The organism is Rhodococcus sp. NPDC056516 (assembly GCF_042794655.1).
In the GTDB taxonomy this organism is placed as follows: domain Bacteria; phylum Actinomycetota; class Actinomycetes; order Mycobacteriales; family Mycobacteriaceae; genus Rhodococcus_F.
The window spans coordinates 686,879-708,554 of sequence record NZ_JBHTTG010000002.1 but is presented as its reverse complement, the minus strand read 5'-3'; the positions used below and the strand labels follow the sequence as shown (position 1 = coordinate 708,554).

Genomic DNA, 21,676 nt, shown 5'->3' with positions numbered 1-21,676 from the left:
CCCTCCCTCAGCGGCGTACACGCGCGCGTTCGGGGGCAACCGCAGCGGCCGCGGGCATCGGGACAGGTCGCTGCGCGAGGCGGCGGCGTCGGATCGCCTTCTCCAACTCGACGACAACCGGGATGACGAGCGACCATCCGAGGCAGGCGAGCCATTGGGCGCCGGTCAGTGAGGTGGTCATGAGGAGGTCCTGGAGGACACCCGCCTCAACGGCAAACACGGTGACGACCGTGGGAATCGTCAAGATCTTGACAGCACCGAGAACCGGCGGAACGAGACCTGACTCGGGATCGCGCCGCATGGTCAACCCCGCGAATATGGAACCGAGAGAAAGGACGACGAATGCGGTGGTCATGGGGACGTTCGCTTCGGTAGTGCTCATTTCACCCGGTGCGAGAAGCATCGCCGCGAGGGTCACGGCAAATTGCAGGACCCCGTACGCGAGCCACTGCGCGACCGCGCTTCGATGTGCGATCGGCATCTTGGGATCACGTGGCGGCTTGTTCATCAGATCCGGAGGCGGCGGGTCGAGCATGATCACGGCGACGGGGAACAGAGTAATGAAGAAGTGCTGGAACAGCACCATCAGCGGCGTCAGCGCGACACCCTCGTTGATGTTGAAGATGCTGGCAGCGAGGAAGAGGAGGACCAACGAGAAGAGCTTCGACATCTGATAGCGGATGTACGAGACGATCTTCCCGTAGATGTTGCGGCCCAAAGTGATCGCAGTGATGAGTGTTCCGAAGTTGTCGTCGGTGAGCACCATCTTGCCCGCCTGTTTGGTCACTTCGCTGCCAGAGCCCATGGCGACGCCGATGTCTGCCTTCTTCAACGCGGCGGCATCGTTGACGGCATCGCCGGTCATCGCGACGACGGCGCCACTGCGCTGCATGACATCGACCAATCGAAGTTTGTCCTGCGGGGTGACTCGGCCGAACACGTGCAGGTTCGGCAATGCGGTCGACAGTTCGTCGTCGGTCATTGCTTGCACATCGCTTCCGCTCACGGAACCCGGGCCGAGCCCGAGTTCGGCACCGATTGCGGCGGCGGTGACGGCATGGTCGCCGGTGATCATGCGGACCTCGATGCCGGCGCGGTGCGCGGTGCGCACCGAATCGACTGCCTCCGGCCGCAGCGGGTCGATGATGCCTGCCATGCCGACAAACGTCAGGTCCTCGACAAAGGACATGGGGTCCGCCACGACGGCTTCTTCCCGTCCGTCGAGTCGTCTGACAGCGAAAGCCAGCACCCGAAGACCCTTCTCGGACATGGACTGATTTGCTGCCGTCAGCTCGTCACGGACTTCGTCGATCGGTACCGGTCGACGGCCGGGGAGGAAGGCCGAACCACACCGAGCGAGGACGACGTCAGGCCCGCCTTTGACCAGTTCGACGAACTGACTTTCGCCGTCGACTTCGAGATGGTGGTACGTCGCCATGAACTTGTACGCGGAATCGAACGGAACCGTTGCGACTCGCGGATAAGTCCGTCTGGTGAGTGGGGCGTCCGCACCGATCTTCGCCGCGAGCACCACAAGTGCGGCCTCGGTCGGGTCGCCGACAACCTCTCCGGAATCGGAAACCGTTGCATCGCTGTCGAGGCACAACCCGTAGGCGAGGAGCGTGAAGTCGGGTGGTGCCTCGCCGGCAACCTGCGTGATCCTTCCGGTCTTGGCGTAACCTTCGCCGTCGACCGTGTACCACCGGCCGTGGACGTACAGCGATCGCACGGTCATCTGGTTCATGGTCAACGTGCCGGTCTTGTCCGAGTTGATCGCACTGGTCGCGCCGAGTGTCTCGACATCGGTCAGGTTCTTCACGACTGCCTTGGCGTCTGCCAGTTGACGGGCACCGTACGCCAGCATCGCCTGAACGAAAGTTGGTAAGCCGGTCGGTATTGCAGAGACCCCCATTGCGATACCGAGCAGCAGAAGCGTTGTCAGATCCTGCCCGCGAATCAGTCCGATGACGACGATGACGATCACCGCCGTCCACGCGATGATCCCCAGAAGTTTTGTGAGAGAGTCCAATTCTCGTTGCAGCGGCGACTTTCCCGGGGCGACCGCCGACAACATCGACGCTATCTGGCCGATCTGCGTCTGCATCCCGGTCTCGGTGACCACCATGGTTGCCGTGCCGCGAGTGACCGAGGTGTTCTGGAACACCAGATTGCTCCGGTCTCCGAGAGGAATATTCTGATTGCTCAGCGTTTTCGGGTCCTTCGGGATCGGTGCGCTTTCACCGGTCAGTGCGGCTTCTTGCGTCTCCAGGGTGGTCGACGCGAGCAACCGTCCATCGGCGGCGATGATGTCTCCCGCCTCGACTTGGACGACGTCACCCGGCACCAGTTCGGTAGCGTCGAGCTCAATCAGGTTCCCGTCACGAATGACCCGCGCTCGAGGTGTCTGCATCTTGGCGAGCGCGTCGACGCTGGCCCGCGCCTTCAACTCTTGTCGAGTTCCGAGGACGATGTTGAGCACGACGAGCACGGCCACCACGATTGCTGTCGGTACTTCACCGATGGCGATGCTGACCGCAGCAACGGCGACCAGCATCAAGTTCATCGGATCTTTCAGTTGTAACAGCGCGATCGACCACGTCGACGGAGGTGGTGTCGACGTGATTTCGTTCGAACCGTATCGTCGTCGGCGCTGGTCGGCCTCAGCCGATTGCAGCCCGCGCTCCTGGTCCGACTGCAGTGCGGACACGACTGACTCGCCGCTCTGCGCATGCCACGGCGTGGGGCTCATGACCGCACGTCCTTTCCTTGGCGATCGTCAATACCGGGTCGGAATCCAGTGCAGCGGTTGTTTGGGCGCCTGGTAGCCGTGGGCCTTCTGCCGCTTCGGCAACGTGATGTCAGTCGATTGCAACGGTTCGTAAGGGATCTGACTCAGAATGTGGCTGATGATGTTGAGTCGCCCGCGTTTCTTGTCGTCGTTGTTCGCGACATACCAAGGTGCCCAGCCGGTGTCGGTGAAGCGAAACATCTCGTCGCGGGCACGCGAGTAGTCGTACCAATGACTGAACGACTTCAGATCCAGATCTGACAGCTTCCAGATCTTTCGAGGGTCGTCGATTCGGCTTTGCAAACGCAGAAGCTGCTGCTCTTCGCTGACCTCGAGCCAGTACTTGAGCAGAATGACGCCGGATTCCACGATCGCGCGCTCGACGGTCGGAATGAGCTGGAGAAACTGATGTGCCTGTTCTTCGGTGCAAAAGCCCATCACCCGTTCGACACCGGCACGGTTGTACCAACTTCGGTCGAAGATGACGATCTCACCAGCCGCCGGAAGATGCGGAACGTAACGCTGGACGTACATCTGCGAGTGTTCGCGTTCGGTCGGGGCGGGCAGCGCAACGACCCGGAATGCTCGCGGACTCACGCGCTCGGTGATGGCCTTGATGACACCGCCCTTCCCCGCGGTATCGCGGCCCTCGAACACGACGCAGACCTTGGCGCCAGACGATTTGACCCACTCCTGCAAAGCCACGAGTTCGCCGTGCAATGGCTTGAGTTCGCGGCGGTACGCCTTGTTCTTCATCGGCTTTTCTGCGACGGGTGCCGCGTCGTCGTGAAGAATCGACGCCGTGTCGTCGCGGCGAGTCCGAGCGTTCTTTCCCACTTCGACTCCCTGCCATCGTGAGCGCATCGTGAGCGTGCGGGGATCGTCCGCTCGTATGTGTATGCCCCGTATTCGGTCAACCTATTCTCCCCGTGATCGAGACCCGAATCGTGTTGTTTTCGAACCTGTTTCGAGCCTTGACGTGCTCGTCTGGACGGACGACCATCAATGGATGACTGGCGACGAAGAGTTGCTCCACGTCGAGCGGGTGATCACTCGCCTGATTTCCCGCTATCCCGCCGTTTCGCCAGCGGAGATCGAAGCCAGAGTGCGCAAAATTCACGAGCGCTTTGTCGGCTGTCGGATCCGTGACTTCGTACCTCTCCTCGTCGAAAAGGCGGCCACACAAGAGATCTTGAACAGGAGAATCGTGATTCCGATACTGGATGAGCGGTCGGCGAGCCTCAACTCACTCGCGCTGTAGCCGGAACGGACGTCGTCGGCGCATACTGAAATGACCTTGGACCAGGGAGTTCTGGCCGCATGCGGATTTCAGGCGCGGAACGTCAGTCTCCCGACTCCTTATATGGAAACCGAGTACAGGGAGCGTTGACATGGAAGGCTTCTGGGAATTCTTCTGGTTCATCTTCGTTTGCTTTGCGTTTGTGGCCTACTTGAGTGTGCTGTTCTCGATCATCACCGACTTGTTCCGTGATCACGAGACTTCGGGCTGGGCCAAAGCTTTATGGATGATTTTCCTCTTCGTCATTCCATTCTTGTCCGCGATGATCTACGTGGTCGTGAAGAATGACGGAATGACGAGGCGGTCGATGGAGGCCGCCCAACAGCACATACACGCGCAAAGTGACTACATCCGAACCGTCGCCGGCAAATCTCCGACTCAGCAGATCGCCGACGCCAGAGAGTTTCTCGACTCCGGCGCGATCAACGAACAGGAATTCCAGGCCATCAAGGCAAAGGCGCTGGCGTAGTTTTCTCGTTTTCCTGTGCGGCAGCGCGGGCAGGACGAACCAGCACTTCCAGTGCGACGAGTGCGACCAAGGCAATCACGACGATCCAGCCCACGACCAATCCGGTGGGGTAGCGCCAGAAAAGCAGCAACAGTGCGGCGATGCCGATGATTGTGCAGCGCAGCGGAACACGAAGCTGATTGGCCCATCGCTCGACCTGATTCGGCCTACGGCCGCTTGCAGAATGGCGGACGAAGTCCAACGCCTGCCCGTAGCCTCGACGAACCGCGATCGCCGACGACGACCCACCGACGAGGTAGGCGCCGAGTCCCACCACCACGCCGAGGACCGCAACCGCGCGCAGGCTCGTCCGCAGCGGCACCAGAACAGTGTCGATGACCGCTGTGGCGGCGTCGGGCGAGAGAATGTCGGTGGGGACACTGTCGAGGTAGATTGCACGCCCGATCAGAATTCCGATCGCGAGAACAAGCATTCCCAAGGCGATCGACAGGCCGACCAGGGACAGTGCACGGAGCCTTCGACCGCTGGGGGCAACGGCGACTGCGGTTGCGGCGCAGGCGATTCCCAGCCATGGTAACACCGAAGACACTTTGTCGAGTGCCGAGACAGCTCGCTGGGCCTTCACCAGTTCGGGGGACTGGAAGAGTACAAATTCCTTGTCCACGGAGGGGATTTTGTCTGCAAAAGCGAAGCCGCGGTCGGTCAAGGCCGTTTTCACCCGGTCGATGATCGTGCTCAGTGAAATGCTGACGGTTCCGCTCTGGTCGACCTCGACGGAGTCGGGGCCGTAGTTTCCGGTCATGACTGCGACGAGAGAGTTGTGCGCCGCTCGGTTGGCTTGAATCCACAGGTCTTCGAACTGCTGCGTCTGTATGAGCGAGCGCACTGTGTCGTGGACGAAACTCTTCGCCTGGCCGGCGATCACCGGTGCCAAACCCACCAATGCCTGGTCCACGCGAGGAGCGTTGGCTGCGAGATTTGAAACGTCCGTCAATGCGGTGAGTGCCTCGGTGGTGAGCCCCTCGACGTCGACGCGATCGAAGATCTCGTCCGTGACTTGATTCGTGATCTCCGCTTGCACGGCTGGATTCTCACCCAGCGGCGCTACCGTGCTGACGTAGCGGTCGGTGTCGAGGATCTGACTTCGGACGAAGCGGGTGGTTACCGACAAGACTGCGAGTAGTGCCACCAGCACCAGCAGGATTGTCACCGCGGTCCACCGCAGCCCGTGTCGAGGTGGTCGGGAGACTTTCTCGACGGTCGTTTCGCGGGCGCTGGGAGTCTGCTCGCGAAGTGTTGTTACTTCTTCGCGTAACCGGGCTAGTTCGGCACGTTCGTCCTCGTGGAGTGGGCCGTCGCTCGTGCCGTTTGCCATCGTGTTCCTCTCCGGAGGGAAACTGCTGCCGCACAGATGAAAACGTTGAACTCGAGGGGTGGAACCGAAGGTGTGGCCTCAGATCACGTCGGGATTCCATGTCGCGACAGCCCAGATGACGAACACGTCGAGCGCGATGATGGTGATGGACCACCACGGCGAGTGGGGTAGCCACAGGAAATTCGCGAGGATCGACAGCGAACAGAAGATTATCGCGCCTACCCGTGCCCACGTCGCGCCGGTGAAGAGCATGATTCCGACAGCGGTGACGAGCACGCCGAGTGTGAGGTGAATCCATCCCCAGGAGGTGAGGTCGAATTGGTACGCGTATTCAGGGCCGACGACAATAACGTCGTCCTCGGATATCGCCGAGATGCCTTGGAGAATTTCGAGCACACCGACAGTGACGAGGAGAACCGCTCCGCCCAGGGCGCTTCCTTTTGCTACACCCTGCTTGACCAGTGAATCCTCGGACATGACCGCCCCTAGATTTCAAGTGCGAAATTGCCTGGCATAACTCCGTATTCCGACCTTTTACGGTGGTGAAGTAGCCCGTCGGAGGGCAAATCAAACATTGAGCGCTGCACGGCATTGCGATATTCATTCGCCTACGAATTCGAAAGAACCTACCGTGTCGGCATGGATATGGCGGACGTAGGTGAGGCGACGACGACTGCACCGGAAATGATTCGGACGGATCGGTTGGTGCTTCGTACCTACCGTCCAGGCGATCACCGGGATCTCCTCACCTTCTACGGGCGCAGCGACGTATGCCGGTATTTGCTGAACGATCCCTGGGATCTCGCGGAGGCTCGAGAGGCTGTGCAGAGCAGGATCTCTCGTCGTGACCTTGCTGCCGGAGCGGTAGCACTTGTCGTTGAAAGTGACGGCATGGTTGTCGGAAGTGTGAATGCCTGGCTAGTCGAGGAATCGGGTTGCACAGCCGAAACCGCGCACACGGCTGAAGTCGGGTGGGCATTCTCGCCCGACTTCGGCGGCCGAGGATTCGCGACGGAAGCTGTGACCGCTCTGATCGACCTGGTGTTCGCAACACCCCGATTACGCCGTGTGGTCGCGCAGATGGATGCGAGAAACGAATCCTCGGCACGACTCGCGCGGCGAATCGGGATGCGGCGAGAGGCGCATTTTCGGCAGAACGCGTGGATCAAGAACGAGTGGACCGACACTGTGGTTTTTGCAACGCTGCGCAGTGAGTGGCCTTCAAATCTCTGATCAGGAGGGTCGAGCTGCTACTTCGCAACCAGTTCGGTCAACTGGGGGACCAGCTGGTCGGTTGCCCACGGGACGCTCAGAACACTGACGTACATGGTCGCGGCCGTCAGGCGATTGTCGGTGATCCACAAGTCTTTTCCGTTGGCGATGACCGGCCACCGTGCGAACAGAGTGTTGGCCAACGTGCTGTCGACCTCCGACTGATCGCTTGCCCAGCCGAGATAAACGTCGGTGTTGATCGTGTCGAGCTTCTCCATGCTGATGCCGAACAAGAACGAGTCACCGGCGAAGTTCTTGGCACCGTTGACCACGTCGGGAGCGACTGTGAGCCCGAGGTTTTCGACAAACTTGACGCGTGGATCGTCCGGGCCGTAGATGGCGGTTTCGGTTTCTCCTTCGCGGATATAGGACCCGAAGGCAAAGGTGACTCCGTTGAATTCCGGATGGCTCGCCTTCGACTCCTGAACCGTTTCCTCAACCGACTTGATCAGCGCCGCGGTCTGAGCGGGACGGCCGAGGGCCTTGCCCACATCGGTGGCGAGGTTTTGCCACGAGCTCGGCTGATACGGCTTGGTGTCGTAGGGAAGGGTAGGTGCGATCGAGCTCAGCCGCTGGTAATCCTGCTCGGAGAAGCCCGAGTACGGGGCAAGAATCAGATCGGGCGCGGCATTGAGAATCTGCTCGAACAGAAGCTCACCGCTGTCGGAGTAGTACGGCGCGGGGGTGGGCAGCGTCTGGCCTGACTTTTCGAGTTCGGCCCGCGTCCACGGCAGGAACCCGTCGGCGTCGCCGGCCCACGAGTCCTTCTGCATCGCGATCGGGGTGACGCCGAGGGCGATGACGGTGTCTGCCGCCGCGGAATCGAGGGTGAGGATCCGTGTCGGTTCCTTGTCGATGGTGGTCTCGCCGAATGCGTGTTTGATCGAGACGGGAAATGCGCCGTCCTCGACGGCGGATGCCGACGGACTATTCTCCTGGGCGTCCGATGACGACTGTGTGCAGGCGGTCAGAGGCAGTGCCGCCGCCAGCATCAGCGCAACAACGATTTTTCGCCTCCGCTGGGGACGAATTCTCTGACGGGCAGATCTGAACACGCGAAACTCCTCGGGATTGATCGGGGAAGTGCTTGCACGACTCATCGCAGGTGCATATGAGAGCAGGCTTACCTAAGCGAATGTAAGGCGCGTTCGTGTAGCGAAGGGGCCAGCAGATGTCGACAACAGGTCAGGCTCGAGTCAATTGACGGAGGCGAGGGCATTGCCGGGGGTGTAGCCGACCGTCTTACGAAACGCAGCGATGAAGGAGCTCGACGTCCCATACCCGACTCGACGGCTCACGGAGTTCACACTCATCCCGGTCCCGAGCATGCCGAGGGCTGTGCTCATGCGAACCAGAGTGCGCCACTGCGCAAAACTCAGGGCGAGTTCCGCGGCAAAAATCCTGGTGACCGTGCGTCGGCTGAGGCTGAGAACGTGCGCCCACTGATCGAGTGATCGATCGTCGGCGGGGTCCGACAGCACCTTGTCGACGAGTATCCGTAGCCGCGGATCGCGGGGGATCGGCACGTCGAAATGCGGAGCCGATGCGGGAGTGAGGAGATCGACGCAGACCTGCTGCGCCCGAAGGCGTTGTTCGGCAGGCATTCCGGTGTGCGCGAGGTGGATGAGCAGTACCCGGGCCGCTTCACTCAACGTCACGATGCACGGTTCGTTCCAGGCGGGAGTCCACAACTCGGGCGTGAAGAGGGTGGCACGGAATGCGACGTGGGGATTGGCCTGACCTTCGTGGAGGACTCCGCGAGGGATCCACAGGCCGACGCCGGGCGTGACGGTCCAGAGTTGATTGTCGATGATCATGTTGACGACGCCCCGATCGGACCAGATCAGTTCGTGCTCGGCATGAGCGTGCTGTGGCCACCGGGTGATGTGGTCGGTCTCGACGATGTACGTCGTCAGTTGAAATGGCGCCGGGACGGCACGCGCCATCGGAGTGTGGCGGTCGGTTTCCCGCACGTGGGGACCGTCGTCCAGGTGTGGACCGTCGTCGATTTCACGAAGGGCAGGGATCAGCACCGCGGACTACCTCCAGAGCAAAGTTAGGTAAACCTTACACTGAAATGTGCTGGGCTCAGTGACCCGCTCCGAGTTCGATGAGAAGCACGCCTGCGGCGATGAGACAGATCCCTACGATCATCAGTTTGGTCAGCGGTTCGCGAAAGAGAATGCGGGATGCGATTGCGGTCAGCGCCACCCCGCACGCGGTCCAGATTCCGTACGCAACGCCGATCGTCAGGCCCGCGTCGAGTGCGAGTGTGAGGAAGGCAAAAGCGGCGAGATACCCCACGGTGACTACTGCAAGCCAACGCTTGTCGCTGCCGTCCTGCGACGCCATCCTCAGTGAGAGTGTTGCGGTGACCTCGGAAATAATCGCAGCGATCAGAAACACGAAGGTCATGCCGGGTCCGCCGGTCCGCTGTCGGCAGCTGCCTGAGAGCCGAGTTCGACGCACAGCACTCCGCCGATGACCAATGCAATCCCAACGCCCATGGTGGCCGTCAGAGGATCCCCGAAAAGGGCAGTCGCGAACACCGCTGTCAGGACGACACCAGTTGCGCCCCAGATTCCGTATGCAACACCGAGTCCCATGCCCTCTCGCAGGACGAACGACAAAGCGGTGAACGCCGCCAGATATCCGGCGACGACCACGACGTACCAGGCGGGGTGATCGAGGGCCGCGCGCAACGACAGGGTCGCAGACACCTCGGTCAGGATCGCGGAGATCAACAGCAGCCATTTCTTCACGGGTCGGATTCTGTCAGGCTCGACGGATTCCGGGCGCGCACTGGTTCCGGTCGCACACTACGGTCGAGCCATGACGTGCGTGCTGCTCGGCGGGATCCGCGACGGTGACATCCGCCACGACGCGTCGGGTGGCGATGTAGCCGCGACGCCGATTCTCGACTGGGGCAACGACGACGTGGCCCGCCTCTACGACGACATTGCGGGAGGTGCAATTCAGTCCGCGCAGGAGTTCTTGGTGTCGGCGCATCGCAGCGTCGGCGCAAGGATTCGGGCGGTCTACGGGCTCGACGACCGGCAACCCGTGTCGGTGACATTGAGTCGACGACGCGGATCGTGCAGTCAGAGACTTGCCGTCGTCGAAGCGTTGGCTCGCCGCCGCGGTATCGCCACCCGAGTGCGCGGTCTCGTACTCCGTGGGGAGTTCTGGTATCCACGATTTCGGCATCTACATGCGGTGATTCCGAAATCAGTGCTGCTGGCCTGGCCGGAATTCCTGGTCGACGAACGCTGGCGGGATATCTCCGAGATCGTTTCACTCCCGGCCCTTCCAGAAGTCTCTGCGGTCTCATCTGTCGAACCATTCACGAACGCCGGCGAGGAAACTCTGTTCGACGCGATCGGACGTGCTCCGATCAGTTGGGGTAAGTCGGTTTCATGTGATTGCTTGGACTTCTCCGAATTCGTCGACCGTGATCTGGGCACCTTCGAATCCCGTGACGAACTCTTCGAGAAATTCGGACAGACGATGTCGACCCCCGTCAGGGTCCTGCTCGATCCTGCTTTCCGGAACTGGAGTGCATCCGGCTGACGTGCGACGCGAGGTCTAGGCTGTTCTGCATGTCTGTGCGCACCCCATTGGTCCCTGGAACCGTCTCTCCCGTCCTCGCAGTGCCCTCGAAGATCGAGCGGCCCGAGTACGCGTGGAAGCCGACCGCCAAAGAGGGCAACGAGCCCTGGGTTCAGACGCCGGAGACGATCGAGGCGATGCGCATCGCCAGCAAGATCGCCGCAGGCGCACTCCAGGAAGCCGGCAAGGCGGTGGCTCCCGGTACCACGACCGACGAGCTCGACCGCATCGCACACGAGTTCATGCTCGACCACGGCGCCTACCCGTCGACGTTGGGCTACAAGAGCTTTCCCAAGTCGTGCTGCACGTCCCTCAACGAGGTGATCTGCCACGGAATCCCGGACTCGACCGTGATCCAGGACGGCGACATCGTCAACATCGACGTCACCGCGTACATCAACGGGGTACACGGGGACACCAACGCGACGTTCCTTGCCGGTGATGTGTCCGAGGAGAACCGCTTGCTCGTCGAGCGCACCCACGAGGCAACGATGCGAGCCATCAAAGCCGTCAAGCCCGGCCGCGCGCTCAACGTAATCGGACGCGTCATCGAGTCGTACGCCCACCGATTCGGGTACGGCGTCGTACGGGACTTCACCGGGCACGGAATCGGCGAGACCTTCCACAACGGTCTCGTGATCCTGCACTACGACGAGCCCGCGGTCGAGACCATCATCGAACCGGGCATGGTCTTCACGATCGAACCGATGATCAACCTCGGTGGTATCGACTACGAGATCTGGGAGGACGGCTGGACCGTCGTCACCAAGGATCGCAAGTGGACGGCACAGTTCGAGCACACCCTGGTGGTCACCGAGAGCGGTGCAGAGATTCTCACCCTGCCTTGAGTTCGGAGATGCATGGCGCTCTGCTGGTAGCGGGCACAACGTCCGACGCCGGCAAGAGCGTTCTGGTGGCCGGATTGTGTCGCATGTTGGCGCGTCGAGGCGTCCGAGTGGCGCCCTTCAAAGCACAGAACATGTCGAACAATTCCGTCGTCACGCTCGACGGCGGAGAGATCGGCCGTGCGCAGGCCCTTCAGGCACGGGCGTGCGGGCTCGAACCGAGTGTTCGATTCAATCCGGTGCTGCTCAAGCCGGGCAGTGACCGGACGTCGCAGCTTGTCGTTCGGGGCAAGGCGACGACCACAGTGGGTGCTCGCGACTACATGCAGCATCGCCAGTGGCTTCGAGGAGTCGTGGCCGAGGATCTCGAATCGCTTCGATCCGAGTTCGACGTCGTGATCTGTGAAGGCGCCGGTTCACCGGCCGAAATCAACCTACGCGCAACGGATCTTGCCAACATGGGGTTGGCAGAGGCCGCACGGATTCCGGTCATCGTCGTCGGTGACATCGATCGCGGCGGCGTTCTGGCCCATCTTTTCGGCACCGTAGCGGTGCTCTCGCCGAGCGATCAGTCGTTGATCGCCGGGTTCGTGATCAACAAATTCCGCGGCGACGTTGGCCTGTTGGAACCCGGCCTCGAACAACTGCACAGCCTCACCGGTCGGCCGACACTCGGCGTGATTCCCTTTGCCGACGACCTCTGGCTCGATGCCGAAGACTCGTTGGGGGTGACCGGGAATGCTCCCGTCGGCCGACCGCGTCCGCGTCTGGGGGATCGGTGGTTGAGCATCGCCGCGATCCGGCTGCCGAGGATCTCCAATTCGACGGATGTCGAGGCACTGGCATGTGAACCGGGCGTGGCAGTTTCGTGGGTGACCGACGCGGCGCGTATTCGTGACGCGGACCTCGTGGTGATTCCGGGGAGCAAGTCCACTGTCAGCGATCTCGAGTGGTTGCGCAGTACCGGTCTGGCCGACGAGATCATCGCTCGCGCACGTCGCGGGCAGGCAGTGCTGGGAATCTGCGGTGGCTATCAGATGCTGGCCAAGTCTATCGTCGACGACGTCGAATCGGGATCGGGTACCACGGCGGGACTCGGACTGCTGGATCTCGAGATCGAGTTCGCGCCCGACAAGGTACTGGCGCAGGTGACCGGCACGGCAGACGGTATCTCGGTGTCCGGGTACGAGATTCATCACGGCCGGGTAGTCCGCAACGGCGACCGTCCACTGTTGGAGGGTTCCGAAGGCACACCGGAAGGCAGCGTGCGAGGGTCTGTTCGAGGGACCCACTGGCACGGACTCCTCGAAAGTGACGACTATCGGCGCAGTCTGCTGCGGGAGATCGCGGTTACCGGTTTTGTTGTTGCACCCGACACCTCGGTTGCCGCCGTGCGCGAGCAACAACTCGACCTGCTTGCCGACCTGGTGGAACAGCATCTCGACCAGGATCTGCTCGAGAAACTGATCAACGGCGGGGCGCCGCGTGGGCTCCCCGTCATTGCCTCCGCACTCGACGGCTGAGAGCGCTCCCGCAGGCTTCGATGTGGACGTCTGCGTGGACGCGGTAGAATAGCTAGGCCTCACTCCCGCGACGGCTCCCTAGTAGGAGTGTGCGCGGTGGCAGATCAATTCGACGGCTTGCTGGCCGACTTCAGTGACGAGGTGCTGGTCGACTCGGCAATGCTCGGCGATCACGCAGCCTTCGATGTCATCGTTCGCCGATACGGCCCGCACTTGTATCGATTTGCCCGTCGACTGCTCGCGAGCGAGAGTGACGTCGACGACATCGTCCAGGAAACGTGCGTTGCCGCGTGGCGCCAACTTCCGGGGTTTCAGCGGCGCTCGAGCATCAAGACGTGGTTGTTCGCGATTTGTTCTCGCAAGATCGCGGATTTCTATCGAAAAGTCGGCTCCTGCGCCGCCGACGTGGACGAACTCCACGAAGAAGTCGATCCCCGATTACGCGATCCGAGCGAAGAAGTATGCGGCACAGCATTTCTCGACGCCCTGGAATCCGAACTCGATCGCCTGCCCCTGCACCAGCGCGCCGCCTGGGTCCTGCGGGAAGTGGAGGGTATGACGTATCCGCAGATCGCGACAGTTCTGGAACTGAGCCCGGACGCGGTTCGCGGCCAACACACTCGGGCGAGAAGAAATCTCGGCGCCGCACTCCACCGATGGCGATGACAGTTCGCCGGTTTGCCGGATTTTGTCGCCGAACTCACTCTCCTTCCTGCCCTCGAAACTGGAAGAATGCATCGTCGTGGATACCGCTTTCGACCCCAGAGGCTTCGACCCGCGAACCGAGGATTCGGTCCCGTCGGTGATGCCGGACGACGCGACGGCAGCCGGCGCTGACGTCGCCGTCGAGGCTGCGGAAACACGACTGACTGCAAGCGCGGTCCGAGAGTTGCTGGCAGCGCTCGGGGGAAGTATCGGCGACGAGGACGAACTCGTGATCCTGCTCCAGCGCGCCGTCGAAATCGCGAACGACGCCATCGACGGGGCCGACAGCATCGGCGTCACGATCGATCTGGCGGGACAGACCTACACCGCCGTTCACACCGATTCGCGGACTCTGCGCGTCGACATCGAGCAGTACGACGCCGGCGACGGACCGTGTCTGCACGCAGCCCGAACCGGTGAAACCGTTGTCGTCGACGCCGAGAGAAGTGCGGAACGCTGGCCACGGTTCGCGGCGGCGGCGAAAGAGGAAGGAATCAAGTCATTTCTCGCGGCGCCGCTCTTCACACCGGATCAGCGGCTCGGTTCGTTCAACCTGTACGGACGCGCTCAAGCGGCCTTCGACAGCGTCGACGCGGACGTCATGGAGATCCTCACGACAACAGTCTCACGTGCGATCGGCGACTTCTCTCGCTTCAAATCTGCCAGGGCGGTGGCTGATGCCTTGCAACGCGCGCTCGAGACCCGGGCGCCGATAGAACAGGCCAAAGGCATGCTGATGGCCATCCATCGGATCGACGCCGACACCGCATTTCACATGCTGCGCAAGCAGTCTCAGACCACGAACACCAGGTTGCGTGACGTGGCAGCCGAGATCGTCGAGACGTATTCCGCGCCGCCAACCGCGGTCTAGTTCGACGGAGACCGACGTACAGCCTCGAGCGCGACGACGACGCCCGCGGCGACAACCACGTGCATCAGAGCGAGCATGACCGTGCTGGCGGCGTCGAAGTCCGCGGCGATCGTCAGAGCGATGGTGCCGAGCGCAAAAACTGCACCCACGACCTGAGCGATGCGGATGATCGGCTCCCACTTCAGTGAGATCAACATTGCGAGCGACAAACCGACCAGCAGCGGCACCACCGTCAGAGTGATGACACCGCCGGGCGCGACGCTCGCCAACTTTCCCTGATCTGTCATCTCGAACGATCCGCCCAATGCCAGGCCGATCAACCACAGGATCAGATTGACGACGAGGGCAATGGCGGTGGCGCCGAGTACGGCACGCGGCTTGGTGAGGTGGAGGTTGTGTGCGGTTGACGCGATTGCAGACATGATGTTCTCCCGGTTCGATGCCATGGTCTTGTGACGGTGTGGTGATGTAGACCTGCGGACCCGGAGAAACTCATCGCCGGGCAGCTACCGCGGATCGGTGATGGGCACGGCGGTGCCCGTGACCGCGATACCGCCGTCGACCGGGATCTCGACCGCGAGAACGCTGGGTCGCCCGACGTGTCGGCCCTGGTGGATGGTGATCCGTCGCGGAGTGGCCGCGGGTTCGAGTTTGCGCAGGTAACCGCCGGTCGACGCCGCTGCAGACCCGGTCGCGGGATCCTCGACGATGTTTCCGACCGGAAACAGATTTCGAGCTTCGAAGGTGTTGTCGTCGAGGGGATGCAGGATCGTCACCGTGCCCGCCCACCCCTGCGCGTCCATCAGAGTTCGCATTGCGGATGGATCGAAGGTGAACTCGTCGAACGTCCCCTGATCACGAAGTACAACGATCGGGTGCGTGTTGCCGGCGTACGAGAGCATGGCGGGATACCGCGCGTCGAGCGCAGACGAATCGACGCCGATGAGCCCGAGCAGTGCCGTCGACACGGCATGATCGATCGGCGTGACCGACGGTTCGACGCTGGTGAAGGTCGCGGTGGATCGCCCGTCTTCGTCGGTCGCCGTGTCGATGGATACCGGTCCGATCGGTGTTTCGAAAACGAAGGTTCCGCTGCCGTCGCGCTGGGTGAGTGCTACGGCTGTCGCGATGGTGGCATGACCGCAGAACGGTACTTCGGCGATGGGGGAGAAGTAGCGGATCCGGCTGTGGCGCGGGTTGTCTCCGAGTTCCGGTTCGGTGAGAAACGCCGTCTCCGCATACCCGATTTCGGCTGCAACAGATTGTAATTCGGAGTCGCCGAGCCCACGGGCGTCGAGCAGCACGCCGGCCGGATTGCCACCGCCGGGATCCGAACTGAACGCAGTCAGCCGGAGAATGTCGCGAGAATTTGCCATGTCGACCATCTTTGTCCGCCGCCGTCGATCGGGGGAAGAGCAGTCGCGCGATTGCGGTCCGCAATCTTCGAACTGGACTGCCTCCGGAACAAACCGGCCGCACGGCGTCGTTGGTGCAGTTATGAGCAATGACACAGGCACTGACGACGCGTTGTTCGCACTTGTGGCCGAGGGAAAGCAAGGCGTGCTGGCGACCGTCAAACGCGACGGCCGTCCGCAGCTTTCCAACATCATCTATCGATGGGACGTCGAGTCGAAGACGGCTTCGGTGTCCATCACCGCAGATCGTGCCAAGAGCCGTAATGCCCTGCGTGATCCGCGGGTTTCCCTCCACGTCAGCGCGCCCGACTTCTGGAGCTATGCCGTGATCGAAGGACTTGCGGTGGTGACACCCGCGGCGGCCGATCCTCACGACGAAGTGTCGGACGCCCTGGTCGAGCTGTACCGGGACATCAGCGGTCAGGAGCATCCCGACTGGGAGGAGTACCGCGAAGCGATGGTGGCGGAGCGTCGACAGATCCTCACGGTGCGCGCTGATCACGTCTACGGAATGACGCGGCTCCCGAAGCCGTCCGGCACCTAGCCCCGCGCCCTCACTCGAGTTCGGACTGTTCGGACCACCCCCACGTCGAGCGAACGGTACGTCCGTCGCCTCAGATGCGCCGAAAGCCACTTTCGCTCAGTGAGGAGGTGGTGCAGAGCGAACAAATCGGACTCGCAGGCGGTGGTGAGAATGTATGAGTGGTCATACTTCTGTCGACTCCAGGGTCCTCCACAGTGTGGATCGCGTACCGTTTCCAGACATGGAATTGACTCGAGTAGCGGTGGGCAGTGGTTCGTGCACCGTTCGGATCGACGGGCCGGTCAGCAAGCATGCGGTACTCCTGCTCCCCGGCAAGGGCGACCCCGTCGACTTGTACGACGATGTGTGTGAGCGACTGCATCATTCGGATCTGCGGACCGTCGCGGTGGAATCGATCGAGAATCTCGACGAGACTTCGGCAGTGGTACTTCTGGACGAGTTGAACATCGCCTGGGTGAACCTGGTTGGTCACCGGGAGGGAGCTGATCTCGCCTGGCTGTTGGCGGCACGGCAGTTCGGCCGCTTCGCGAGTCTGATCGCGGTGGACCGCGGACATCCGTCGGCGAGCGATATTGCCGGCGTTCCACCGGTCGAGGTTCCGACCACGGTCGTCGTGGGCAGTGGAGGTCGGGCCATTGCCGACGCCAGCGGTCGCTTCGTGTACTCCGATTTCCGCGTGACGGAACTTCCGGGTGTCGACGACGTCGTGAAGTCGGCGCCGGCCGAACTCGCAACCGAGATCGTGCTGCGTACCAGTCCCTGGTGAAACTCTGACATGCGAAAAGGCGGGCACTCCCATTGCGCGGAGTGCCCGCCTTTTGTATGTCGTACGGGGTGCGGGGGCTCAGATGTCGAGGCCGAGCAGCGCGTTCTCGACTACTTCGGCCAGGGCCGGGTGGATCCAGTACTGGCCGCGCGCCATGTCCTGAGCTGACAAACCGAAGCTCATCGCCTGGATGAGCGGCTGGATCACCGTCGGAGCCTGCGTACCCATGACGTGGGCACCGAGAATGCGTCCGGTGCCGCGCTCGGCGATCACCTTGCAGACACCCTCCTGATCCTCCATCGCCCACCCGTACGCGACGTCTCCGTATGCCTGCACCTTGACGGTGATGTCGAGTCCGGCGTCGCGGGCCTGCTTCTCCGTCATGCCGACATCGGCGATCTGCGGGTCGGTGAACACTGCGGCGGGTACGAAGCGGTGGTCGGTGCTGCGAAGCCCGGACGTGTCCTTCCACGCATCCTGGAGCAGGTTGTGCTGAACAACGCGCGCTTCATGGTTGGCGACGTGCTTGAGCTGGTACGGCGAGGAGACGTCACCGAGTGCGAAGACGCCCTCTGCGGTGGTGCGCTGGTATTCGTCGACCACGATCGAGCCCTTGTCGTCGAGCTCGACGCCGGCCTTGTCGAGATCGAGTAGGTCACCGTTCGGCTGACGACCCACCGCGACGAGGAGGACGTCGCCGGAAACGACTGTGCCGTTTGCCAGTTCGACGGCGATGTTGTCGCCGTCACCGCGCACCGACGTGAGAGGCGAGCCCAGATGGACGTCCCACTTCTGTTCGGCCAACTCGGTGAAGCGCTCGGAGATCTCGTCGTCGAGGTGCCGCAGCAGTCGCTGGCTGCGACCGATGATCGACACGCGAGAACCTAACGCGGAGAACACGCGTGCGAATTCAGTGGCGATGAATCCGGAGCCGACGATGACCAGGTGCTCGGGAAGTTCAGGCAGTCGCATGATGTCTTCGTTGGTGTAGTACTTCACCCCACTCGACGCGATCTCTTCCGGGATGATCGGGCGTGACCCGGCAGCGATGACCACCTGGTCGGCGGTGATCGTCTCGCCGGTCCCGGTGTCGATCGTCTTCTTGCCGGTGAACGTCGCGTGGCCGCGGTAAACGGTGGTGTTGGGGCTGTCTTCGCTGCGATACCGCTCGCCACCTGCAGAAATGGGATCGATGCGGCCGAAGACGCGCTTGACGATGTCGGACCAACGGACGCCGTCGAGCGTGGCGTCGACGCCGTACTTCTCGGCAGTGGTGATGGTGCGTGCCACCTCGGCGGCGTAGACGAACATCTTGGTCGGGATGCATCCGACATTGAGGCACGTGCCGCCGAACGTGCCCTCTTCGAGGATTGCGATCTTCTTGCCGTCGAACCGCTCGTCGGGCAGCGAGTTTCCGGATCCGCTGCCGATGATTGCAAGGTCGTAGTGCGTCACTGCGCGATCTCCTGTGTGTTGCTTGCGGTGCTTGCCGAACTTTCTACCGCCTGCGTGAGGTGGCCGTCGAGCCACTCCAGCCACAGGTCGAGTTCGGAAAAGGCTGTGGCCAAGGGCTTCTCGGTGGACAGGAACACGTCGTGACGGGCGCCGTCGATCGGGACGATGCTGGTGCGATCGCCGAGGCAACCGGCCCAACGTGCGATCTGCTTGACGTCGAGCACGGAATCCGCCAGGTCGACGCTCGGGTTGTACGCCTTGGCGAACTGCGACTTCTTCGAGCGCAGAATCAGTGCAGGCACCCCGATGTCGAGGCCGCGGTGCAGTTTTGCGTGACCCGCTCGGACGGCCCGCATCCAGCCGAAGGTGACGGGGCAGCCGGCCAGCGGCTTCCAGTCGAGGTTGTAATCCCAGACTCCGTTGGCCGAAACGTGAAGACTGGAACCGTAAGTCGGTAGCCCGGTGCCGGGGATCACGGTCTTTGCCGAGACCCGACCGAGGGCGTCGATAGCGGTGGTACCGACGTTGCGAACCACCGAAGGTCCCTGAAGGTCGAACCACGGGCTGTTGAGGACTAGACCGCAGATTCCGGCTCCGGCGCTGCCACCGGGCTTGCGCTGCAAGCGGTTCAGCCACAGCGGAACGATCAGACCACCAGTGGAGTGCGCCATCAGCAGCACCTCGCTGCCGTCGGTCTCGTTGCCGACGATGCGCAGCGCCTCGTTCAGTTCGGCGTCGTAGAGCGCGAGGTCGGAGACGTAGTGCGCTGTGTGTCCCGGCTTGAGGGAGCGGCCGCACTTACGCAGGTCGAGTGCAAAGAAGGCGTAGCCCTGCTCGGCGAAGTGCTCGGCGAGGTGCTTCTGGAAGAAGTAATCGGTGAAACCGTGCACGTACAAAACGGCACGGCGTGTCTTCACCGCCTCCTTCTGCGGTTGGTAGCGGACCAGTGTCGCGTCCACCTCGCCTTCGCCGTCCGGATCCGTTCCGAGCGGGATCGTCAGCTGCTGATATCCGTCACCGAGGACGTCTGGAACCCAAGTAGTCACAAATCACAATCTAATCGTCGTTTCGAGTGCGCGTTGTAGAGCACAATTGGGGGTGGTGAACCGCGCGTGTACGCACGGGTAACCTGTTCGGCGTAACACAGCAGGCGGATGCGCGCACGGCTAATGACAAGGAAGTCGATTCTCCAGTGTCGAATCAGAACGCGGTAGAGACGAAGACGGATGTAGTGCTCGTGGGCGCAGGCATCATGAGTGCCACGCTGGGCGCATTGCTGCGCCAGTTGCAGCCCGATTGGTCGATCTCGACCTTCGAGCGGCTCGATGCCGTCGCAGCCGAGAGCAGCGACCCCTGGAACAACGCGGGAACCGGTCACTCCGCCCTGTGTGAGCTCAATTACACTCCGGAGAACTCGGACGGCACGGTCGACATCAAGAAGGCCGTCAACGTCAACGAGCAGTTCCAGGTGTCCCGCCAGTTCTGGGCGCACGCGGTCGAGCAGGGCGTCCTGACTCAGCCCAAGGAATTCATCAACCCCATCGCTCACGTGAGCTTCGTTCACGGTGAGGCCAACGCCAAGTACCTGCGTGCTCGCTACGACGCACTTGCCGGCCACACGCTCTTCCGCGGTATGGAGTACATCGACGATCCGGCCGAGTTCAGCAAGCGTTTGCCGCTCATGGCCAAGGGACGCGACTTCTCCGATCCCGTCGCGCTGAACTGGAGCCAGGACGGCACCGACGTCGATTTCGGAGCGCTCACCAAGCAGCTCATCGGCTACATCGGTAAGACCGGCGGCAAGATGTACTTCGGTCACGAGGTCACCAACCTGACCCAGAACTCGGACAAGTCGTGGACCGTCAAGGTCACCAACCGTCGTACCGGTGAAAAGCGCACCGTTCGCTCGCGCTTCGTGTTCGTCGGCGCTGGTGGTGGCGCCCTGCACCTGCTGCAGAAGTCGGGCATCAAGGAAGCCAAGGGCTTCGGCGGCTTCCCGGTCAGCGGTGCCTTCTTGCGATGCACCAACCCCGAACTCATCGACCAGCACAGCGCCAAGGTTTACGGCAAGGCTGCTGTCGGCGCCCCGCCCATGTCGGTGCCGCACCTCGACACCCGTGTCATCGGCAACAAGCCGGGTCTGCTGTTCGGTCCCTACGCAGGTTGGTCGCCGAAGTTCCTCAAGCAGGGTCGCGTCACGGACTTGCCCGGCTCGGTCAAGCCCAACAACATTCTCTCGATGCTCGGCGTCGGCGTCAGCGAGCTCGGCCTGGTCAAGTACCTGGTGAGCGAACTCGCCAAGAACGAGGCCGGTCGTATCTGGGATCTGCGTGAATTCGCGCCCAAGGCGCAGGCGCAGGACTGGGAACTGATCACCGCAGGCCAGCGTGTCCAGGTGATCCGCCGGGCCAAGGGCAAGGGCGGCGTCCTCGAATTCGGTACCGCTGTGGTCGCCGCTGAGGACGGTTCCATCGCCGGTCTGCTCGGTGCTTCGCCCGGTGCCTCCACGGCCGTCCCGGCGATGCTGGACGTACTCGAGCGCTGCTTCCCGACCGAGTTCCAGGGGTGGAAGGGCAAGCTTCGCGAGATGGTTCCGTCCATCGGCGTCAAGCTCACCGACAACGAGGGCCTGTTCAACCAGGTGTGGGATTGGTCTTCGAAGGTCCTCGAGCTCGATTCCGCCGGAGCTTCCGGATCGGCTCCGGTCGCGGATACCGCCGCGACTGTGTGATAGTCCAA

At 62.2% G+C, this 21,676-nt stretch carries 23 protein-coding genes; 11 read left to right on the top strand and 12 right to left on the bottom strand.

Annotation, left to right across the window (positions count from 1 at the left end):
* Nucleotides 1-7: 7 nt before the first annotated feature.
* Nucleotides 8-2,749: a cation-translocating P-type ATPase gene (locus ACFQ6Y_RS08375; protein WP_378630975.1), complete on the bottom strand. Its 2,742-nt coding sequence runs from the start codon at nt 2,747-2,749 to the stop codon at nt 8-10.
* A 27-nt stretch (nt 2,750-2,776) separates the two neighbouring features.
* Nucleotides 2,777-3,625 carry a polyphosphate kinase 2 gene (ppk2, locus tag ACFQ6Y_RS08370; RefSeq protein ID WP_378630973.1) on the bottom strand — a complete coding sequence of 283 codons (849 nt, stop codon included), beginning with the start codon at nt 3,623-3,625 and terminating at the stop codon, nt 2,777-2,779.
* 172 nt (nt 3,626-3,797) lie between these two features.
* Between ppk2 and ACFQ6Y_RS08365 the strand changes: the two genes are divergently transcribed.
* Together ACFQ6Y_RS08365 and ACFQ6Y_RS08360 are read left to right on the top strand one after the other, a co-directional pair.
* Nucleotides 3,798-4,049, top strand: coding sequence for a three-helix bundle dimerization domain-containing protein (locus ACFQ6Y_RS08365; RefSeq protein ID WP_378630970.1), 252 nt, complete (start codon nt 3,798-3,800; stop codon nt 4,047-4,049).
* A gap of 130 nt (nt 4,050-4,179) precedes the next feature.
* Nucleotides 4,180-4,557: an SHOCT domain-containing protein gene (locus ACFQ6Y_RS08360; protein WP_378630967.1), complete on the top strand. Its 378-nt coding sequence runs from the start codon at nt 4,180-4,182 to the stop codon at nt 4,555-4,557.
* Here ACFQ6Y_RS08360 and ACFQ6Y_RS08355 read toward each other — a convergent pair.
* Nucleotides 4,535-5,932, bottom strand: a complete 1,398-nt coding sequence (locus tag ACFQ6Y_RS08355) for a hypothetical protein (RefSeq protein WP_378630964.1) — start codon at nt 5,930-5,932, stop codon at nt 4,535-4,537. The genes ACFQ6Y_RS08360 and ACFQ6Y_RS08355 overlap by 23 nt on opposite strands.
* A gap of 78 nt (nt 5,933-6,010) precedes the next feature.
* Nucleotides 6,011-6,409 carry a hypothetical protein gene (locus tag ACFQ6Y_RS08350; protein ID WP_378630961.1) on the bottom strand — a complete coding sequence of 133 codons (399 nt, stop codon included), beginning with the start codon at nt 6,407-6,409 and terminating at the stop codon, nt 6,011-6,013.
* 162 nt (nt 6,410-6,571) lie between these two features.
* On the opposite strand from ACFQ6Y_RS08350, the gene ACFQ6Y_RS08345 reads away from it, so the two are divergent.
* The gene (locus tag ACFQ6Y_RS08345; RefSeq protein ID WP_378630958.1) at nt 6,572-7,165 is read left to right on the top strand and encodes a GNAT family N-acetyltransferase; all 594 of its coding nucleotides are present in this window, start codon (nt 6,572-6,574) and stop codon (nt 7,163-7,165) included.
* A gap of 17 nt (nt 7,166-7,182) precedes the next feature.
* On the opposite strand, the gene ACFQ6Y_RS08340 is transcribed toward ACFQ6Y_RS08345, so the two are convergent.
* The 4 genes from ACFQ6Y_RS08340 to ACFQ6Y_RS08325 form a co-directional block, all read right to left on the bottom strand.
* Nucleotides 7,183-8,259 carry an ABC transporter substrate-binding protein gene (locus ACFQ6Y_RS08340; RefSeq protein ID WP_378630956.1) on the bottom strand — a complete coding sequence of 359 codons (1,077 nt, stop codon included), beginning with the start codon at nt 8,257-8,259 and terminating at the stop codon, nt 7,183-7,185.
* Nucleotides 8,260-8,400: 141 nt separating this feature from the next.
* The gene (locus ACFQ6Y_RS08335; RefSeq protein ID WP_378630953.1) at nt 8,401-9,237 is read right to left on the bottom strand and encodes an AraC family transcriptional regulator; all 837 of its coding nucleotides are present in this window, start codon (nt 9,235-9,237) and stop codon (nt 8,401-8,403) included.
* Between the two features lie 55 nt (nt 9,238-9,292).
* Nucleotides 9,293-9,619, bottom strand: a complete 327-nt coding sequence (locus tag ACFQ6Y_RS08330) for a DMT family transporter (RefSeq protein ID WP_378533660.1) — start codon at nt 9,617-9,619, stop codon at nt 9,293-9,295.
* Complete coding sequence (locus tag ACFQ6Y_RS08325; RefSeq protein ID WP_378449492.1) at nt 9,616-9,966, bottom strand: DMT family transporter; 351 nt, start codon at nt 9,964-9,966, stop codon at nt 9,616-9,618. Before ACFQ6Y_RS08325 ends, ACFQ6Y_RS08330 begins: the two co-directional genes overlap by 4 nt.
* 70 nt (nt 9,967-10,036) lie before the next feature.
* On the opposite strand from ACFQ6Y_RS08325, the gene ACFQ6Y_RS08320 reads away from it, so the two are divergent.
* The 5 genes from ACFQ6Y_RS08320 (at nt 10,037) to ACFQ6Y_RS08300 (ending at nt 14,757) form a co-directional block, all read left to right on the top strand.
* Nucleotides 10,037-10,774: a transglutaminase domain-containing protein gene (locus tag ACFQ6Y_RS08320; protein WP_378630950.1), complete on the top strand. Its 738-nt coding sequence runs from the start codon at nt 10,037-10,039 to the stop codon at nt 10,772-10,774.
* Nucleotides 10,775-10,803: 29 nt separating this feature from the next.
* Nucleotides 10,804-11,661, top strand: a complete 858-nt coding sequence (gene map, locus ACFQ6Y_RS08315) for a type I methionyl aminopeptidase (RefSeq protein WP_378533654.1) — start codon at nt 10,804-10,806, stop codon at nt 11,659-11,661.
* Nucleotides 11,662-11,669: 8 nt separating this feature from the next.
* Nucleotides 11,670-13,181 carry a cobyric acid synthase gene (locus tag ACFQ6Y_RS08310; protein ID WP_378630947.1) on the top strand — a complete coding sequence of 504 codons (1,512 nt, stop codon included), beginning with the start codon at nt 11,670-11,672 and terminating at the stop codon, nt 13,179-13,181.
* A 96-nt stretch (nt 13,182-13,277) separates the two neighbouring features.
* Nucleotides 13,278-13,847 (top strand): RNA polymerase sigma factor, encoded by a 570-nt coding sequence (locus tag ACFQ6Y_RS08305; protein WP_378630945.1) that lies wholly within the window; start codon nt 13,278-13,280, stop codon nt 13,845-13,847.
* A gap of 76 nt (nt 13,848-13,923) precedes the next feature.
* Nucleotides 13,924-14,757, top strand: a complete 834-nt coding sequence (locus tag ACFQ6Y_RS08300) for an ANTAR domain-containing protein (protein WP_378630942.1) — start codon at nt 13,924-13,926, stop codon at nt 14,755-14,757.
* Here the strand turns inward: ACFQ6Y_RS08300 and ACFQ6Y_RS08295 are convergent.
* Together ACFQ6Y_RS08295 and ACFQ6Y_RS08290 are read right to left on the bottom strand one after the other, a co-directional pair.
* Nucleotides 14,754-15,179 (bottom strand): DUF6069 family protein, encoded by a 426-nt coding sequence (locus ACFQ6Y_RS08295; protein WP_378630939.1) that lies wholly within the window; start codon nt 15,177-15,179, stop codon nt 14,754-14,756. The two genes, ACFQ6Y_RS08300 and ACFQ6Y_RS08295, sit on opposite strands and share 4 nt — an antisense overlap.
* An 84-nt stretch (nt 15,180-15,263) precedes the next feature.
* The gene (locus tag ACFQ6Y_RS08290; RefSeq protein ID WP_378630936.1) at nt 15,264-16,133 is read right to left on the bottom strand and encodes a PhzF family phenazine biosynthesis protein; all 870 of its coding nucleotides are present in this window, start codon (nt 16,131-16,133) and stop codon (nt 15,264-15,266) included.
* Nucleotides 16,134-16,254: 121 nt separating this feature from the next.
* Between ACFQ6Y_RS08290 and ACFQ6Y_RS08285 the strand changes: the two genes are divergently transcribed.
* Together ACFQ6Y_RS08285 and ACFQ6Y_RS08280 are read left to right on the top strand one after the other, a co-directional pair.
* Nucleotides 16,255-16,716 (top strand): PPOX class F420-dependent oxidoreductase, encoded by a 462-nt coding sequence (locus ACFQ6Y_RS08285; protein WP_378449484.1) that lies wholly within the window; start codon nt 16,255-16,257, stop codon nt 16,714-16,716.
* Nucleotides 16,717-16,936: 220 nt separating this feature from the next.
* Complete coding sequence (locus ACFQ6Y_RS08280) at nt 16,937-17,482, top strand: alpha/beta fold hydrolase (RefSeq protein WP_003942671.1); 546 nt, start codon at nt 16,937-16,939, stop codon at nt 17,480-17,482.
* A gap of 78 nt (nt 17,483-17,560) precedes the next feature.
* Here the strand turns inward: ACFQ6Y_RS08280 and mtr are convergent, their stop codons facing one another.
* The gene (mtr, locus tag ACFQ6Y_RS08275) at nt 17,561-18,937 is read right to left on the bottom strand and encodes a mycothione reductase (protein ID WP_378630933.1); all 1,377 of its coding nucleotides are present in this window, start codon (nt 18,935-18,937) and stop codon (nt 17,561-17,563) included.
* A complete protein-coding gene (locus tag ACFQ6Y_RS08270; RefSeq protein WP_378545752.1) occupies nt 18,934-19,983 on the bottom strand; it encodes an alpha/beta hydrolase in 1,050 nt (349 codons plus the stop codon). The genes mtr and ACFQ6Y_RS08270 overlap by 4 nt, the downstream gene beginning before the upstream one ends.
* Before the next feature lie 146 nt (nt 19,984-20,129).
* On the opposite strand from ACFQ6Y_RS08270, the gene mqo reads away from it, so the two are divergent.
* Nucleotides 20,130-21,668 carry a malate dehydrogenase (quinone) gene (mqo, locus tag ACFQ6Y_RS08265; RefSeq protein WP_378630930.1) on the top strand — a complete coding sequence of 513 codons (1,539 nt, stop codon included), beginning with the start codon at nt 20,130-20,132 and terminating at the stop codon, nt 21,666-21,668.
* Nucleotides 21,669-21,676: the final 8 nt, after the last annotated feature.